General features: G+C 41.1%; 17 protein-coding genes. 1 reads left to right on the forward strand and 16 read right to left on the reverse strand.

What is annotated here, in order from left to right; translation table 11 throughout:
• Positions 1-316: 316 nt before the first annotated feature.
• Positions 317-1,552, reverse strand: a complete 1,236-nt coding sequence (locus FNH22_RS21855; RefSeq protein ID WP_143400580.1) for a hypothetical protein — start codon at positions 1,550-1,552, stop codon at positions 317-319.
• A gap of 452 nt (positions 1,553-2,004) precedes the next feature.
• Complete coding sequence (locus FNH22_RS21860) at positions 2,005-2,715, reverse strand: YebC/PmpR family DNA-binding transcriptional regulator (RefSeq protein WP_143400581.1); 711 nt, start codon at positions 2,713-2,715, stop codon at positions 2,005-2,007.
• A 150-nt stretch (positions 2,716-2,865) separates the two neighbouring features.
• Between FNH22_RS21860 and FNH22_RS21865 the strand changes: the two genes are divergently transcribed.
• Entirely contained in the window at positions 2,866-3,636 is a 771-nt protein-coding gene (locus tag FNH22_RS21865) for a hypothetical protein (protein WP_143400582.1), read from the forward strand.
• Positions 3,637-3,657: 21 nt separating this feature from the next.
• Here the strand turns inward: FNH22_RS21865 and FNH22_RS21870 are convergent, their stop codons facing one another.
• From FNH22_RS21870 to FNH22_RS21940, 14 genes are all read right to left on the reverse strand, one after another.
• Positions 3,658-4,344 (reverse strand): nitroreductase family protein, encoded by a 687-nt coding sequence (locus FNH22_RS21870; RefSeq protein ID WP_143400583.1) that lies wholly within the window; start codon positions 4,342-4,344, stop codon positions 3,658-3,660.
• Positions 4,345-4,440: 96 nt separating this feature from the next.
• Entirely contained in the window at positions 4,441-5,046 is a 606-nt protein-coding gene (hisIE, locus tag FNH22_RS21875; protein ID WP_221420325.1) for a bifunctional phosphoribosyl-AMP cyclohydrolase/phosphoribosyl-ATP diphosphatase HisIE, read from the reverse strand.
• An 8-nt stretch (positions 5,047-5,054) separates the two neighbouring features.
• Positions 5,055-5,807, reverse strand: coding sequence for an imidazole glycerol phosphate synthase subunit HisF (gene hisF / locus FNH22_RS21880; RefSeq protein WP_143400584.1), 753 nt, complete (start codon positions 5,805-5,807; stop codon positions 5,055-5,057).
• On the reverse strand, positions 5,800-6,522 hold the full coding sequence (gene hisA, locus FNH22_RS21885; RefSeq protein ID WP_143400585.1) for a 1-(5-phosphoribosyl)-5-[(5-phosphoribosylamino)methylideneamino]imidazole-4-carboxamide isomerase: 723 nt from the start codon (positions 6,520-6,522) through the stop codon (positions 5,800-5,802). Before hisA ends, hisF begins: the two co-directional genes overlap by 8 nt.
• Positions 6,513-7,103: an imidazole glycerol phosphate synthase subunit HisH gene (hisH, locus tag FNH22_RS21890; protein ID WP_143400586.1), complete on the reverse strand. Its 591-nt coding sequence runs from the start codon at positions 7,101-7,103 to the stop codon at positions 6,513-6,515. Before hisH ends, hisA begins: the two co-directional genes overlap by 10 nt.
• Before the next feature lie 57 nt (positions 7,104-7,160).
• Positions 7,161-8,282: a bifunctional histidinol-phosphatase/imidazoleglycerol-phosphate dehydratase HisB gene (gene hisB / locus FNH22_RS21895; protein ID WP_143400587.1), complete on the reverse strand. Its 1,122-nt coding sequence runs from the start codon at positions 8,280-8,282 to the stop codon at positions 7,161-7,163.
• A 14-nt stretch (positions 8,283-8,296) separates the two neighbouring features.
• A complete protein-coding gene (gene hisC / locus FNH22_RS21900) occupies positions 8,297-9,340 on the reverse strand; it encodes a histidinol-phosphate transaminase (RefSeq protein ID WP_143400588.1) in 1,044 nt (347 codons plus the stop codon).
• 1 nt (position 9,341) lies between these two features.
• Positions 9,342-10,628, reverse strand: a complete 1,287-nt coding sequence (gene hisD, locus FNH22_RS21905) for a histidinol dehydrogenase (protein WP_143400589.1) — start codon at positions 10,626-10,628, stop codon at positions 9,342-9,344.
• Between the two features lie 2 nt (positions 10,629-10,630).
• The gene (gene hisG / locus FNH22_RS21910) at positions 10,631-11,488 is read right to left on the reverse strand and encodes an ATP phosphoribosyltransferase (RefSeq protein WP_143400590.1); all 858 of its coding nucleotides are present in this window, start codon (positions 11,486-11,488) and stop codon (positions 10,631-10,633) included.
• A gap of 210 nt (positions 11,489-11,698) precedes the next feature.
• Positions 11,699-12,679 (reverse strand): M23 family metallopeptidase, encoded by a 981-nt coding sequence (locus FNH22_RS21915; protein ID WP_143400591.1) that lies wholly within the window; start codon positions 12,677-12,679, stop codon positions 11,699-11,701.
• 130 nt (positions 12,680-12,809) lie between these two features.
• The gene (locus FNH22_RS21920) at positions 12,810-13,856 is read right to left on the reverse strand and encodes a rhodanese-related sulfurtransferase (protein ID WP_143400592.1); all 1,047 of its coding nucleotides are present in this window, start codon (positions 13,854-13,856) and stop codon (positions 12,810-12,812) included.
• Positions 13,857-14,596: 740 nt separating this feature from the next.
• The gene (locus tag FNH22_RS21930; RefSeq protein WP_143400594.1) at positions 14,597-14,962 is read right to left on the reverse strand and encodes a hypothetical protein; all 366 of its coding nucleotides are present in this window, start codon (positions 14,960-14,962) and stop codon (positions 14,597-14,599) included.
• Positions 14,963-15,075: 113 nt separating this feature from the next.
• Complete coding sequence (locus FNH22_RS21935) at positions 15,076-16,152, reverse strand: pentapeptide repeat-containing protein (protein ID WP_143400595.1); 1,077 nt, start codon at positions 16,150-16,152, stop codon at positions 15,076-15,078.
• A gap of 83 nt (positions 16,153-16,235) precedes the next feature.
• On the reverse strand, positions 16,236-17,504 hold the full coding sequence (locus FNH22_RS21940) for a pentapeptide repeat-containing protein (protein WP_143400596.1): 1,269 nt from the start codon (positions 17,502-17,504) through the stop codon (positions 16,236-16,238).
• Positions 17,505-17,633: the final 129 nt, after the last annotated feature.

Genomic DNA, 17,633 nt, shown 5'->3' on the forward strand with positions numbered 1-17,633 from the left:
AGAAATCCTGAAATCCGGGCTTTTAAAACCCTTATTAAAAGAAGTTCACCCAAGTATCCGCATTAGCAATGCTACATGCTCGATCTTACAAAAAAATGGAACGCATTGTGCTTTGCTAAATGTGCTCCGGAGGGAGGTTCCTGTTCTACGCCTTCAAAATACATTTGAAATCCAAATAGAATGAGTCAGCCAATTAACGGATAAAATTTTCCCATTTGGCTACCATTCAAATCTCAAATTAAAAACAGCATGTTAAGATAACCTCTTAGCAAATAAAGTTGACCTGAGCAAGAGGCTATCTCAACCGCTATGGGACTCACCACCAGTCGATCACGGAAACCGTTGTGCAATATAGTTCACTGCCCGTATTACATTCCGGTGTAGCGACTCTCAGGCAAATTTCATAATCACCATATCCTCCGGGCACCTTTCCACTGGTATCCAGTAGAAAATCATATTCGAAGGTATTACTACCGGCATCACCAGACAGTTTGCCGTCAATGTACCAATAGTAAAGTGCGGTACCAATATTGGTTGAGGTAAATTTGAATTGACCATGTTTGGTTTCTTCGGTAGTAAATTCCACTTCAGGACATGAATTATCAACCTTTATTACTACGGTTTCGCAAAACAGATTTGAACCTTCCGGGCAGTCAGGAGTAACTACTTTCAGACAAACCTCATATTTTCCGGGGCCTGTATGTACGGAGCCAGGATCAACGCTAAAATCATATTCAAAGTAATGTTTGGCAGCATCACCACTAAGTTCACCATCCAGGTACCAATAATAGAGCGCTTTCTGATCTTCGAATGTAGATGTAAACTTAATAACACCTGGCATGAACTTAAATACATCAGGCGGTGACTGGTTACTGATAAACTCAGCCTCAGGGCACGTACTTCCGGGAGAAGGAATATGGACCGTTTTACATACCTTTTCAGCACCTTCAGGGCAATCCGGTGTGACTACTCTTAAACATATTTCATAGTCCCCTGGCCCATACGGTACTTTACCGCTGTTATCCAAAAGAAAATTATATTTAAAAATATTGCTGCCTGCATCACCAGAAAGCACATCGTCAATAAACCAGTAGTAAATTCCCTCTTCCACTTTATTAGAAGTGAACTGAAACGTACCGGGCTCAGTTTCCTGCGACAACAAGTCAACCACCGGGCATGTATCCGGCGCACCAATAGTAATGGTTTCACAGTAAAGCGTTGTTCCCTTTTGGCATTCCGGCGAGATTACACTTAAACAAATGGTATACTCTCCGGGACCTCCGGGCACTTTTCCACTGGTATCGAGTAAAAAATCATACTCAAAGGTGGAACTTGCAGCATCTCCCGCTAACGTATCATTGATACTCCAATGATAAAGTACCTCATCCCGGGCGGTTTCCGCCTTGAACCTGTAAGCACTGGCATTTTGCGGGTCTTGGGTCATGGTAAATTGCTCTGCATGACATGATCCGGGTTCATCCTGCTCGCCTTCGCAGGACAGTAACATAACGACCATAATTAAATGGAAGATTAGAAAATACTGTCTTTTCATAATTTGTTTTTTTAAGTTCTTACCGGTTGAGTCAGCGATATAATCGATAATTTCACTCTTGTACTATCGATATAAAGGATACTCAAATCGTCTTGACAGCGACGACTTGATTTTGGTTGCCCGGTGAACTAAAAAAAGCGATTTTCTTTTTCGGATATGCTATATACCTGATGCCTCTAAACTGGTCCTCTTTTGCCAATCAAGGATCTAACGAACGTTTAGACGGCAGGCAGGCCATCATTTTTAATGCAGGTATTCAAAGTCCATTCCCGTTATCTGCCTTTCAAATATGCTCAAATCTTCTACTCTGCTCAGCGAACTTTTAATTTCAGAAATGCTAGTTACAAATTGGGCGTGTAGAGGTCTTTCTACCTGTTATCCCTAAGAGTTTTGGATAGCCTGAATCTGGTTTCTGATCCCAATGGATGAACAGCTAAAGAGAGTGGTCAAATTTAAGCTATATTGGTATAAGCCGCCTGCACATCGTCATCATCCTCGATCTTGTCGATCAGCTTTTCTATTTCTACCAGCTGTTCTTCGGTGAATTCTACCGGTGCGTTAGGAATTCGCTGTAAGGTGGCTTTATTTACTTCTATGCCAAGATTTTCCAACGCTTTTGACAGGTTTCCAAAGTCTGTGTAATTGCCATATACAAAAACCTGGTCCTCGTTGACTTCTATTTCCTCCATTCCCGCGTCTATCAGCTCCAGCTCCAGTTCTTCGATGTCCATTTCTTCGGATTTGGTAAATTCAAAAACGGCGTTTCGGGAAAACATAAACTCTAACGAACCCGTGGGTACCAGGCTACCACCTGATTTATTGAAGTAGGATTTTACATTAGCTACAGTCCGGATAGTGTTATCTGTGGCGCATTCAACGAATATCAGTACGCCGTGTGGGCCTTTACCTTCGTAATTTACTTCAACGAACGTCTCCGCGTCTTTGCCATCCGCCCTTTTTATGGCCGCTTCGATGTTATCTTTAGGCATGTTCTGTGCCTTGGCGTTTTGGATGGCGGTACGTAGCTTGGCATTCATCTCAGGGTCAGTACCTCCTTCTTTTGCCGCTACGGTGATGGACTTAGCGAGCTTTGGGAACAATTTGGACATTTTATCCCAACGTTTTTCTTTGGCTGCACGACGGTATTCGAATGCTCTTCCCATGATCTGACTCCTTTAAAAATTAATGGCGTGAAGATAAGAAAGTGAAGGCGTGGTGTACAAACACTTACGAGGGAAAACTTAAAAATCTAAGGTTAACCATTCCTTAACATATGAATTATTTTATAATTTCATGGCCTTAACGCATTGTCTATGAAAATATTGAAGAGCCTTTACCTGATCATTAACTATAAGACGTTTATTGTAACAGCGCTGGCACTGGGGTCTACCTATACGTGCCGGATCCTGGATCTAAAGGCAGATTTTCCATTGACCATCATTGGTATAGCCATCGTTTTTCCTGTGGTATTTTCTATTGATAGTGCCTATAAACGGAGAGAAAGAGCTTTGGCCTTATTGGCGGATTTTAAGTCACATCTGCTTTCTATATTTTATGCTTCCCGGGACTGGGTGGACTCGGAAGGTTTTGAGCAAGAGGTGAAAGGACAGCTGTTGGAGACCTATTCTTCCCTGCGGTCGTTGTTTACGGCGAATAGCGATCATATGAAGGACTCAGAGCAAAAAATATTTGATAATATCTCTAAGCTTTCGCAGATGCTGATGGGGTTTCGCTCCCTGGGACTGCCCAGTGGCGAGTTGTCACGGGCAAATCAATACATCAGTAAACTGGTAGTATCTATCGAGAACCTCAAAGTGATCTTGCATTACCGTACTCCTATTACACTTCGTGCTTATAGTAAAGTCTTTATTTACACCTTTCCGATTATCTATGGCCCCTATTTTGAATACGTAGCTGAGCAGTACAGTAACGGACTTCAATACATGATGCCGGTGATGTTCAGTTTCATTTTGATCAGCCTGGACAACATTCAGGGCCACCTTGAAAATCCTTTCGACCAGGTAGGAGAAGACGATATCAAGTTTGATGTGGAGGAGTTCTCTGAAATGATCGAAGAGGATTGATCTGTATACTTTAATCTGAGTTTAATCGTAAAAAACGGCTATTTCATCTATTACTTTTCTTTTCAGCTTGGGTACATAGGTTTCTTCTGCAGGATAGCCAATGGGTATGAGAAAGCAAGGCCTTTCATTGGCCGGACGTTCTAACAGTTTACTCAGGAAATTCATCGGGCTTGGCGTATGTGTTAAAGCTACCAGTCCGGCGTGGTGAATAGCGGCTAACAAAAAACCTGTGGCCAAACCTACTGATTCATTCACATAGTAGTTGTTCTGCTTGTTACCGTCTGCATCAAGATCGTAGGCTTTTTTGAAGACAATCACTACGTATGGGGCTATTTCAATGAAAGGTTTGTGCCAGTCCGTCTGGAACTGTTTCAGGTCTTCCAGCCATTCTTGGCTCATGCGGCTATTGTAGCTTTCATATTCCTCTGCTTCTGCTGCTCCCCGTATTTTTTTCTTGAGTTCTGCACTTGAGATCACGCAGAAGGTCCAGGGTTGCTTATGTGCTCCTGAAGGGGCTGATGAGGCGGTAAGAATAATGTTTTCTATTACCTCTTTTGGAATAGGCTTATCTGAAAACTCACGAACGGTCCGGCGCTGGTCCATCCAATGGTAGAATTCCTTACTACGTTGTATAACAATATCCTCTTCATAAGTTTCCTTGGTATAGGCGATAAAATCGTATCCTCCGATGGTTTTGGTCTTTTCCATAATACAAATATGGGCCAACCAAATTGAAATTGGATGTCAGGTATCTTACAAGTATGTGGAGGGGAAGAATAATTATATCCATCCCATGAGGAACCCTTATTTATGCCGTTCTTTCAACACATTAATTACATCATCCAGCCGGAAACCTTTCGCCCCAAGCAATACGATATAGTGATACATCAGGTCCGCGGCTTCATTCAGAAAAAGGTCATCATTGTCGTCTTTTGCTTCTATCACCAGCTCCACAGCTTCTTCGCCCACCTTTTGGGCTACCTTGTTCATCCCTTTGTCGATCAGTGAATTGGTGTAAGAACCCTCTTTGGGGTTGGTAATCCTGTGTTGGATCGTTTTTTCGAGGAAGGAAAGGTCTGCAGAGGCATTGGGGTAAGTTCCAAAACACGTGTCGTTGTCCAGGTGGCAGGCGGGGCCTGTTGGTTTTGCCTGGACCAGCAAGGTGTCATTATCACAGTCGATGGCGAGATCTACCAATTCCAGGAAATTGCCCGATGTCTCACCCTTGGTCCAAAGGCGTTTTTTACTGCGGCTATAGAAGGTGATCCTTTTTTCCGATAGTGTTTTGTTGTATGCTTCTTCGTTCATGTAACCCAGCATCAATACATTTTTAGAGTAAGCATCCTGGATGACTGCGGGTATCAGGCCTTCTCCTTTGGTAAAATCGGGTTGTATGTTTGTTGCGTCCATGATTGATATTATCGCATCGCGATGTTTTTAGTTTTTAAATGTGCTTTAAGGTCAGGAATACCGATCTCACGAAAGTGAAATATGCTTGCCGCCAGCGCGGCGTCTGCGTCAGATTGTTGAAATACCTCTTCAAAGTGCTCCATGTTACCAGCTCCTCCCGAGGCAATGACCGGAATGCCTACCAGCTCACACATTTTTTTTAATGCTTCGATAGCGAAACCGGCCTTCGTTCCGTCGTGGTCCATACTGGTGAATAGTATTTCTCCCGCTCCTCGTTTTTCCACCTCCAGGGCCCAGGAAAACAGTTCTTTTTCAGTGGGTTTACTTCCTCCGTGCGTATGTACTATCCACTGGCCATCCACTTGTCGTGCATCAATGGCTACTACAATACATTGGCTGCCAAAGGCATCTACCAACTCGTTGATCAATTCCGGGGTTTTTACCGCAGAAGAGTTGACAGATACTTTATCGGCGCCGGCTTGGAGTAAGGGGGCCACGTCTTCCACACTCGAGATACCCCCACCTACTGTAAACGGGATATTCAGGTGTAGTGCAATGTCTTTTACCAATGCCACAAAGGTTTTTCTGCCTTCATTTGTAGCTGTAATGTCAAGAAATACTAATTCATCAGCGCCTTGCTGTGCATATAGCTCTCCCAGTTCCACCGGGTCACCGGCATCGCGAATATTGACAAAATTGATACCTTTTACCGTTCTTCCATTTTTAATGTCAAGGCACGGGATAATTCTTTTTTTAAGCATGTTGCAAGTCTGACAGTTCTTGTAGGGTGATTTTTTGCTCGTAGATAGCTTTACCAATAATTACACCATCCATGTTAAGGTCTTTCAGTTTTTTGACGTCTTCAATATGGCCCACGCCTCCGCTGGCTATCAACCTGATATCCGTAAACGTGCTTAGTAGGTTTTTATATAGTTCAAAACTAGGGCCTGCCAACATACCATCCATGGCGATGTCCGTACAAATGACATATTCCAGTCCCATAGCGATGTAGTCTTTGATCAGATCAAATATGGTGATTTTGGTTTTTTTGGTCCAGCCATTGATAGCCACATGCATCTCTTTCACATCTGCCCCCAGGATAAGCCTTTTGGGGCCATATTCCTGGATCCATTTGGCCACCAGATCACTATTTTTAACCGCTACGCTACCACATGTCACTTGCTTTGCGCCATAGTCGAAAGCCTTTCGTATATCCTCATCGCTTTTTACACCTCCCCCAAAGTCTATATGTAATTTGGTGTTAGCGGCGATAGATTCTAACACTTTGTGGTTGATAATATGACCCGATTTTGCTCCTTCCAGGTCTACCAGATGTAAGTATTGAATGCCTGATGCTTCAAACTCTTTGGCAACCGTTAAAGGGTCTTCATTGTACACTGTTTTTTGGTCATAATCGCCTTGCTTAAGCCTGACACACTTGCCATCAATAATATCTATAGCAGGTATTAGTCGCATAATTCTATAAAGTTTTGAATGATTTTTTGACCCTGAGCACTTGATTTTTCAGGGTGGAATTGTACCGCGTAAAAATTGTCGCGTTGCATGGCTGCACTGAAAGGGGTGATATAATTCGTCTTGGCCGAAGTATGTTCATTCACCGGTACATAGTAGCTGTGGACAAAATAAACATTCGGATCAGGCAGGTCTTTCATCAGGTTGCCTTTTGTGTCGAATAGCTCATTCCAGCCCATATGTGGCACTTTTTCTTTTTGTTCCGGGATGAACCGTTTTACCTCCTGGTCGAAAATGCCTAAACAGGTAGTGTCGTTTTCTTCGGAATGGGCACACATTAATTGCTGTCCCAGACATATGCCTAATACAGGTTGTTTGAGTTCCGGGATCAATTGGTCCATTTTTAATTCTTTCAGGTACCTCATGGTAGAACTTGCTTCTCCAACTCCCGGGAAGATCACCTTGTCCGCTTTCCTGATGGCTTCGAAATCGCCGGTTACCTCAGGCTCTATTCCCAGCCGGTTCAGGGCAAAAATGACGGATTGTGTATTTCCTGCATTGTACTTAATGATGACCGTGTTCATTTAACTATTTTATTGTCACTGTGTTTAAACCTTTCATTTCAGTGTATCGCTACTATACTAAAGTACCCCCTTTGTGCTAGGTAATTGATTGTTTTTCAAATCTTTATGAACAGCTATTTTAATGGCTTTGGCAAATGCTTTGAAAATGGCTTCAATCTTATGATGTTCATTGCTGCCTTCCGCTTTTATATTCAGGTTACTTTTTGAAGCATCAGAGAAGGATTTGAAGAAGTGAAAAAACATCTCTGTAGGCATTTTACCGATCATTTCACGATGGAATTCTGCTTCCCAGACGATCCAGTTGCGTCCGCCAAAATCCAGTGCTACCTGGGCAAGGCAATCATCCATAGGGAGGCAGAAGCCGTAGCGTTCAATTCCTCTTTTATCTCCCAGCGCTGCCAGAAAAGCTTCACCTAAAGCGATCCCCGTATCTTCTATGGTATGGTGTTCATCTACCTCCAGATCACCTTTTACCTGTATACCAAGGTCGATCAGCCCATGTTTGGCGATTTGTTCCAGCATGTGGTCAAAAAAGGCAATACCGGTAGAAATGTCTGCCTTGCCGCTGCCATCCAGCCCAACGGTAATATCGATAGCGGTTTCCTTTGTTTTTCTACTGACCGCACCTACCCGACTCACCTGGGTCAAATGTTTGTAAATGACTTCCCAACTGGTGGTAATCAGGCAAGTGGTGTCTTCCAGGTCGTTTTTAATGAGTTCTTCTTTCCTGGCTATATCGTTAAGCCATATGCCTTGTGCCCCCAGGTTTTTAGCAAGTTGTATATCACTGATCCGGTCACCTATTACAAAAGAATGGGCCAGATCGTAGTCACCTTCAAGGTAGGCTGTGAGCATGGCTGTTCCAGGCTTACGTGTCGGCTTATTTTCATGTTCAAAAGAACGATCGATGAAAATATTGTTAAACTCGATCCCTTCTTTTTTCAATGCATTAAGCATCTTATTATGTGCTGGCCAAAAGGTGTCTTCCGGGAAGGAATCCGTTCCCAGTCCATCCTGGTTAGTGACCATCACTAATTCATAGTCGGTTTCCTCCGCAATTTTTCCGAGACCTCTGAATACACCGGGGTAGAATTCCAGCTTCTCCAGGCTGTCGATTTGTTCATCTTCCGGCTCAAGGATCAATACATTATCTCGGTCTATGAATAATACCTTTTTCATGTTATGAATTTTTTTTAATCAGTAAGTGCTTGAAATGAATTAAGCGTAGCGATCAGTTCTTTGTTTTCATCTACCGTACCTATTGTAATTCTGAGACAGTTCTCACAATGTAGCGCTTTGGACCGGTCTCTTACAATTACATCATGTTCAAGCAGGTAGTGGAAGGCTTTTGACGAATCTTTGAATTTTACCAGCAGAAAGTTCGCAGCGGAAGGGTATACTTTTAATACAAAGTCGAATGCTTGCAAAAGTGTAGACAGCTTTTCTTTCTCTGACATCAACTCCCGGATCATACGGTCTACACCTGGCTTATTATCCAGCCTTGATAATGCCTCCTTTTGCGTAAGAATATTCAAATTGTACGGTGGCTTCACTTTGTTGAAATAATCAATAATTTCTTCGGAAGCAAAAGCCATTCCCAGGCGCAGCCCTGCCATACCCCAGGCTTTTGAAAAAGTTTGAAGTACAATGAGGTTGGGATAGTCCTTCAAATCGTTCACAAAGCTGGGCTGATCTGTGAAGTCTACATAGGCTTCATCAATAACCACTAATCCATTGAATTTTTTCAGTAACTGAATTAACTCTTCACGTGCCAGATCAGTTCCGGTCGGGTTATGAGGAGTGCAGATAAATATGACTTTGGTGAACTCATCCGCAGCGTCCAATATAGCCCGGGAAGATAGTTCAAATAGCTCATTCAATGGTACTTTTGTTGTTTCAACATTCTGAATAGCTGCTGAAACTTCGTACATGCCATACGTCGGGTCAGTAGTTAGTATCTTGTCTTTCCCGGGTTCACAGAATATTCGTAATATCAGGTCTATCGCTTCATCACTTCCGTTTCCCAGAAAGGTATTTTCTATGGCTATATTTTTTAATGCAGCTACCTTTTTTTTCAACGCACGTTGATAGGGGTCAGGATAGCGATTAATCCCCGTTTCGTAAGGGTTTTCGTTAGCATCCAGAAAAACCTCGCCTTCACCTTCAAACTCATCCCTGGCAGATGAGTAGGCTTTCATTTTTAATATATTAGGTCGAATAAACTTAGTCAGATCCATTTTATCGTCCGATTTTTTCCAGGCGAATAGTCACGGCACGTTTGTGCGCTTCTAACTGTTCAGCTGCCGCCATTTCCTCAATGGCCGGTCCTAATGACTTCAAACCTGCCTGGTCTATTTTCTGGTAAGTGATCTGCTTTGTAAAACTATCCAGTGAGACGCCGCTGTAGGCTCGCGCGGCCCCGTTAGTCGGTAAGGTATGATTTGTGCCCGAAGCGTAATCACCTGCTGACTCCGGGGTGAGGTCACCGATAAATACAGACCCTGCATTGACAATTTCTTCCGCCACAGTTTCAGCCTCTTTTGTGCAAATGATCAGGTGCTCGGGAGCGTAGGCATTGCTCAGAGCTACTGCTATAGTCAAATCAGGGACGATAATGGCTTTACTATTTTGTAAACTCTTCCCTGCCATTTCTTTGCGTGGTAAGCTTGCTAACTGTTCGTCAAGCGCGCGATTCACTTTTGCTACTTGCGCTTCGTCAGTACATATTAAAATTACCTGGCTATCATTTCCATGTTCTGCTTGTGATAGCAGATCTGAAGCAATAAATGCAGGCTCAGCTGTTTCATCGGCGATAATCGCTAATTCAGAAGGTCCTGCAGGCATATCAATGGCAATTCCTTCCAGGCTTACCTGCTGTTTGGCTTCGGTGACATATTGATTTCCGGGACCAAATATTTTATCAACTTTAGGTACGGTTTCAGTACCATAGGCCATAGCCGCAACAGCCTGTGCCCCACCTGTTTTATAGATTTTGGTTACCCCTACGAGGTCAGCGGCGAAGAGAATGGCCGGGTGGATGGTCCCATCTTTTCCGGGGGGTGTACACAACACAATTTCATTGCATCCTGCAATAGAAGCAGGTATTCCAAGCATTAATACGGTAGAAAAAAGCGGCGCAGTTCCTCCTGGAATATAAATTCCCACGTTGGGTATGGCCACTGACTTCCTCCAGCAGGTGACACCGGGCATGGTTTCTACCTCCAATGTTGCCCGTTCCTGGGCCTTATGAAATTTATGGATGTTGTCAGCAGCTTTTCGGATAGCGTCTTTTAATGAAGTTTCAACCTGCGCTATGGCAGAAGTTATTTCCTCTTGTGTAACACTTAGATTATGAGTGACTGCCTGATCAAATTTCAGGTTAAAATCGATCAGCGCCTGGTCTCCACTGGTTCGTACCCGGTTCAGAATGTTTTTTACAGCGCTTTGCAGGAATTCTGCTTCGAAGACAGGCCTTGTTAACAGTTCAGCCCATTCCGAAGGATTAGGGTTGTTAATAATCTGCATGATTATAAGATCATTTTTTCTATAGGTATTACTAATATTCCCTGGGCGCCAAGTTCTTTTAACTGGTCAATTTTATCCCAGAAATCGTCTTCATTTACCACGGAATGTAAGGAGGACCAACCTTCCTCTTTCAACGGTGTTACCGTTGGGCTGCGCATACCCGGGAGTACATTGGTAATCGCTTCTATGGCATGGTTGGGTGAATTAAGTAGTAAATACTTGTTGTTTTTCGCAGTATTGACTGCTTTGATCCTGAAGATCAGTTTGTCAAGGATCTGTTGTTTTGCTGTACTAAGGTCGTTATGGGCCACAAGTATGGCCTCGGACAGGATGACCGTTTCTACTTCTTTCAGCCCATTGCCCAGCAGCGTACTACCGGTGCTTACAATATCGCAAATGGCATCTGCAAGGCCTATTCCGGGCGCTATCTCTACAGAGCCGCTGATCTCATGGATCTCAGCCTTTACGTTATTTTTTTCTAAAAATTGATTTACAATGAAAGGGTAGGAGGTAGCAATTTTTTTGCCGTTGAGGTATTCTGTGCCGCTGTATTCCACTGACTTGGGTACTGCTATGGACAAACGGCATTTTGCAAAATCCAGCTTTTCTTTGATCTTGATGTCTTTGTTTTTCTCAATGAAGACGTTTTCTCCTACTATACCGATATCGGCTACACCATCTTCTACATATTGAGGGATGTCATCATCACGCAGGTACAACAATTCTGCTGGAAAATTTCGTGCATCGGCTTTCAGTCTGTTAGGGCCATTGGTGAATGCCAGTCCGCATTCCCTTAAGAGGGCTGTTGTTTTTTCCTGTAGTCTGCCGGATTTCTGTATGGCAATTCTTAGCTTTTCCATTTTCTATATTAGATTGAAATAAAAAAGGCCTACCACATGGTAAGCCTTTTCGTATTAATTATATCTTGTTTATTAACACATACTTCCACGCGCCTGATCAGGGATCGAATGATGGTGGTGATGATATGTGCTGCTAATTATGGTCATTTTTAATTGTTCCGCTAAGTAAATTAATTGTTTGTTTTGGTCAAATGTTTTTTAAAAAAAAAATTACAGACCGAGTGATTGGTTTTCAATAGAGGCCAATTCGATCACTTTCTCATACTCTGCGGAATTCAGATCATTGAAGAAGTAGTGCACAGGATTTATCTTCTTGTTATTCAAGATCACTTCATAGTGTAAGTGAGGAGCCGTGGATAGTCCCGTGTTACCCACATAACCAATGATCTGTCCTCTTTTTACATTTTGACGTTCTCTTACCTCAAAGTCATGCATGTGAGCATACCGGGTTTTATACCCAAACCCGTGGTCAATTTCCACTAACTTTCCATAACCGCTGAACCTGCTTTTTACTTTGGTAACTGTACCGTCAGCAGTGGCATAGATCGGTGTGCCTATGGGCGCGGAGAAGTCAATACCGGAATGAAATTTTTTAACCTTGTAGACCGGGTGTATCCGTTTCCCAAAGCCTGAGGCCAGGCGAATGAGTTCTTCGTTAGATATAGGTTGTATTGCTGGAATAGCGGCATACATTTTAGCCTTGTCTTCGGCCAGATTCACGATTTCGTCATATGAAGTAGATTGTATATACATTTTACGCCGTAGTTTATCTACTTCTTTGCTGAGCGTAAGGATCTCTTCTTTGTGGTCAATTTTTTTGTTTTTGATATCTTCATACCGCTCCACGCCACCTATACCGGCATCTCTTATACTTGCATCGTAAGGTTCGGCGCCCAGCACCACGCGGTAAATATCATCATCTCTCTTTTCGAGGGCCTGAACCACGGATTTCAGTTGTGCCACTTCTTTTTCCAGGTTGCCATAGAAATATTCCATTTCAGCCACCTCATTTTTAAGCATTACCTCCTTTGGTGACTCAAAATAGTTGTTATACAATAACAGTAGACCCACCGCACACGCTATGATCAACGAAGCCAGACCTAAAAAATTCAGGACCACGTCCTGGGTTTTGGTCTTTACCCGTTCATATTTACATGTTTCAGTATCGTAATGGTATTTTATCCTTGCCATTATTTACTTTTCTATTTTTCTGAGCTTTAAATACTTTCGCCCAAGCTATTTAAAACGTTGACCTGCCTGTTTTAGTTTACTTTGAGGCTGGACCTGTATATAATCTCCGGCGGTGATGAGTAACCGCGCTTTATGTCATTTCACTTACGTTTACCTTATAAATGAGTTTTTCGGATCGTCCTTTTTTAAATACCTGACGTCCTTTATTGATCCCACTGCGTAGCTTTTTTTGTTCTTCCTCCGGTAGGTGTATCACCTCTTTACACTCTTCAGAACAACAGCCTTCCAGTGTAGCAGCGCATTCTTTGCACTGTATGAATAATATATGACAACCATCGTTTTTACAGTTGGTATGGTCATCGCATGGTTTTCCACATTGGTGGCATTGGCTTATGATCTCGTCTGAGATCCGTTCACCTAATCGTTCATCAAACACAAAGTTTTTACCGGTAAACTTATTTTCCAATCGCTGTGTATTTACCTGGCGGGCATATTCAATGATGCCCCCATCCAGCTGAAATACACTTTTAAAGCCTTTATGCTTATAATAAGCGCTGGCTTTTTCACATCGTATACCCCCTGTACAGTACATTACGATGTTTTTGTCTTTCTTATCTGACAGCATTTCCTCCACTACAGGTAGTGCTTCCTTAAACGTGTCTACATCAGGCAATACGGCATTTTTAAAATGACCCACTTCACTTTCGTAGTGATTTCGCATGTCAATGATAATAGTATCGGGATCTTCTGCCAGGAGGTTAAATTCCTTGGCAGACAGGTGTTTGCCTCTTTTGGTAACGTCAAATTCGGCGTCATTCAGCCCATCGGCTACAATCTTATGTCGTATCTGTATCTTTAATTTGAAGAAAGACTTTCCATCATCATCTATGGCGATATTGAGCCGCACGCCTTGTAAGTCAGCATGATCATTTATGTATTCCCTGAATGATTCAAACCGCTCTTCCGGAACGCTGATCTGTCCGTTTATCCCTTCATTAGCCAGGTAGATCCTGCCCATGACGCCTAAATTGGAGAAGTCAAGGTAAAGTTGGTCCCTGTAAGCCGGTACATCGTCTATCTTGAGGTATCTGTAAAATGACAGCGTTATACGTTTCTCGTCGCTCTCACTTAACTTTTGTTTGAGAACGTTTTTATTGATTCTATTGTGTAAGATCATGTTTCAATCTGTCGTTTTTGCATGAAACGCGCTTATTGAATTAAATAAGTCTGCAAATATCGCTATTTCTGAAGATATTTTAGGTATCAGAATAGACTTACATCAATTAGGTCTTTTTCTTTTGGCTTAAGTAGTCATTAATTTGTACTTGGTCAGATTCGTGAAATTTTAAGTTTTTTGATTTTTTACTCAATAAACAAATAACACCACTATTTTTCAACAAGGATTTCTTTGAGTTCTTCTATAAAGTCCGAAAGAAACGAGACTGTAAAACTGTTCAATTAATTCAGCAGTATTACGATGAAAAACGCTGGATCAATGTATCCGGAATGATGCGGTAAACGCTACGCGGCACGACCCTGAGCAGGCCAGGGATTTCGTTTTGACCTGATGGTAGATGTTAGGAAGTAATAATCCGGTATATCGTCAAATTCAAGACGAATAGCTCATGAAATTTTGGGAAGCAGGAAGTATATCTTATCCACCTGTCCGAAAATCCTAACAATTCTCTTTCACCCAATCTAAAAAGACTTTTCTTTCTACCCCTATGTTTTGAGATTGGTAAAAATATGAAAGGCCGGAATTTCCTTATCTTTAGGCCTTATAATAATTGAACGTCTACATTCAGGGCATTTCCATTTGAAGTGAGAGCCACCAGATTTTTTCTTTTCTTCTTTGCATCCCAAGTATTCAAGGAATGCAACCCAGCATTTTGTTTTAATTGGCCTATTTTCTCCCAATTAAACTTCAATAAGAGCTTGAGTAATTTTTGTATCTTCAGATAGATCGAAATCTCTTAGGACTCCATTGACATCTACATATGGAGGATCATTGATTTTTTTCTTGAAGAGCTTATCTCGTTTCCAACCCAATTTGAGCATTTCATAATGCGCAACTTCAGGATCGTAATATAACATGCTTTGGAAAAAGTCGTCCAACGATTCATTGAGCATTTCTCTAGCCTCATTCTTATTCGAACCGTAAGAGGATATATTCAGAGACGGAATGTAGATCACGAAGTGACCATGATCTTCAAACTCATAGGCTCCAACAACACCTTTTTCAGCTTTATTGGAATGATCCAGTTTGATATATTCTTTCTTCATGACCCTAATGAATGAAATACTTAGGCTAGATATACAACCTATAATTCAAATATATTGTTCAGTTTGGAAAAATCGATATTACGTAAGGTTTTCTGAACAAGAAGTCCCTTCACCTACTGCCTTAACCTAGCCCTCATAGCAAGCACAAAGAAAGTAATTAGAACAACAGAGAACAGGCGTTCGAAAACTAAGTAAAAGTAGAGCTCTTTTGAATAACCCTCAGTACTTATTTTTCCTACAACAGGAAGAGATGCATTAAGACTGGTAATTCCAGCTTGCACTATCTGATTCCAGCAAACTGTATTGGAAAAGCACGGTTGGTGAAAGAAACCAATCATGAAGATCAACATTGGGCTGGTAATTAACAAAATCATTAACCAAAGAAAAGCAAGGGCTATGCTTTGTTGGTATCCAGATAAGTGCTCATGAAGGCCCATAATACACCAGTTGATCATTTTATGATATTGACCATCCTTATACCCTAGCCATATCAATTTTCTTTTGATATACATCTCAGATCGATAAGCATCCCCTGCATTTTCCCAGTCTTTTGCATCCATAAAGTTTTTCTTTAGTTGACGGTAGGTGTTGGATAGGTTTTTGTAATCCTTGCTAACATCATTAGCTAATGCTATCCTTCCTTCAATTTTTCTAAATTGACAATTGGTAAATTCAACCTTACTAAGACTGCAATCTTGGATTATCACATTGTCAAATTTGAAGTTTAGAAATTGAAACTTACTCGGAAGCAAAGCCCATAAAAAAATTATATAGCGCTCAATATTCCAGTCCTCAAAAACAATTATATGATCATCAGGAAAGTAGGTACTTCGAAACGTTATTTCTTCGTTACCAAGAAGGCTGATATTGCTCCAGAACGATTCGCCGAAAAAGCGAGATCTGTTGAAAAGAGTCTTGCCTGAAAATTTAACATTAACGAAACTGGTAATCCCACTAAATTGTGCATAGGTAAAATCAGCATCTTTTAAAAACTGGATTTCTTCAAATGCTACATTTCCTAAAAATCGAGCATCACCAAAACTAACATTTACAGAAAATTTCCTTTCCTCATTTTCAAGCCAAAAGCTCTCCATTAAAAACTCAGTAAAGATAAAATCACTAAAATCAAAATCGCTCTTAGCCATTTTCTCCTTTCTGACCTCATGCCAGAACTCATTTACGCTATCCAAACGGTTTGACCAGTCCTCCTTATCACAATAAAAGATATGCTCATCCGTGTTTTCGTAACTATTTCTATTCATGAGGGTATTTGTTAAGAACCTATAAGATTAGAAGATATAATATAGTTGGCCAGGTAAGCTAGGCAGATCAATCCCACTACATATTGAAGAAATATATATCCAACAGAGAAGTGTTTTTTGAACTCGATCTTATCAGTGCTCATCCTTAGACCAAAGAAAATTAACGCTGTGTAATAGACTGCTAGTATGAGATTGGAAAAATTGAAATGTGGATATCGGCCTTTTTTTCGGAGAGAGATTTTGTATTTACGGTTCTGATAGAGCTGTTCGCTAATTTTGTCTATTGGGTATACGTTAAAAGCGAGTCTTGGTAATCTCAACCAATTGATCAATAAGAATAAAAGGAAGAACCCACCAGTAAACAACCATATCCTTGATTTGTCATATCCATAGTCGCTCCAATGTTTATTGAGAAAATTTAAGCCATAGTCCATTTTCTTACGGAACCAACTCTTGTTCGGATTTTTGGTAAGTGTAAACTCTTGGTATTCTTTGTCAAGAGTTTCATAGCTGATTCTGTAGCCATTGTCGCTAAAGTTTTTTAACAGGGCTTCATATACATTAGTAAGCTTCTCATAGTCTTCTGAAGAAATTGAATCTGGCCGATACACACAGAATTTTTCATATCTCAATTTGAATTTTTTAATAGGGGAATCTCTTAGATCCAAGGAACATTTTTTCCCTTCCGCTTTCATTGTGCTGGATAGTTCTGTTTCAGAAAGGTCTATGATTTTATTAACGCTTACATTTCTCAAAATCAGTATTTTAGGCAATTTCATTCTTGAAAAGCTAGATTCATCTTTAAATTTAGCGCCTGCAAAATTCGCTAATGAATCAAACCGAACATTCCTAAAATCCATTAATGAATGAAAATCAGCAGAGCTGAAATCCGCTGATGAATTAAAATTAGCAGACCTAAAATCTGCTAACGAATTAAAATCAGCAGAGCTAAAATTTGCTAATGAATTAAACTTAGCAGACCTAAAATCCGCTAATGAATTAAATGGGGTGCCTTGAAAATGCGCTATTCTATCAAATGTGGTGAACGAATAGTTCTTTGATGAATTAAACCTAATAGACTCAAAATCCGCTGGTGTATGAAATTTATCAGATGAAAGATCCTTTAGCGAATTGTATTTATTAAAATTAAATATCACTGATGTGTCAATCTCAATTGCCCTGTACTCATCTTCAAAAATGTCATTTCTTTGCCCTAGGCCATCATGAAAAGTGAAGATTGATAAAAGGACTAGAAGGGGGTATATCAAAGCCTTAGACATAGACTTTCAATATTGTCAAAGTTCAATTACGAGTCAATTAATTCCTTAAATATCTTAACCCAAAAAGTAGACCCACATTACATATACCTCTCTATTAGCGATAGATAAAAACCGGAAATCTGAGGAAGC

Source organism: Fulvivirga sp. M361 (assembly GCF_007097395.1).
In the GTDB taxonomy this organism is placed as follows: Bacteria; Bacteroidota; Bacteroidia; order Cytophagales; family Cyclobacteriaceae; genus Fulvivirga.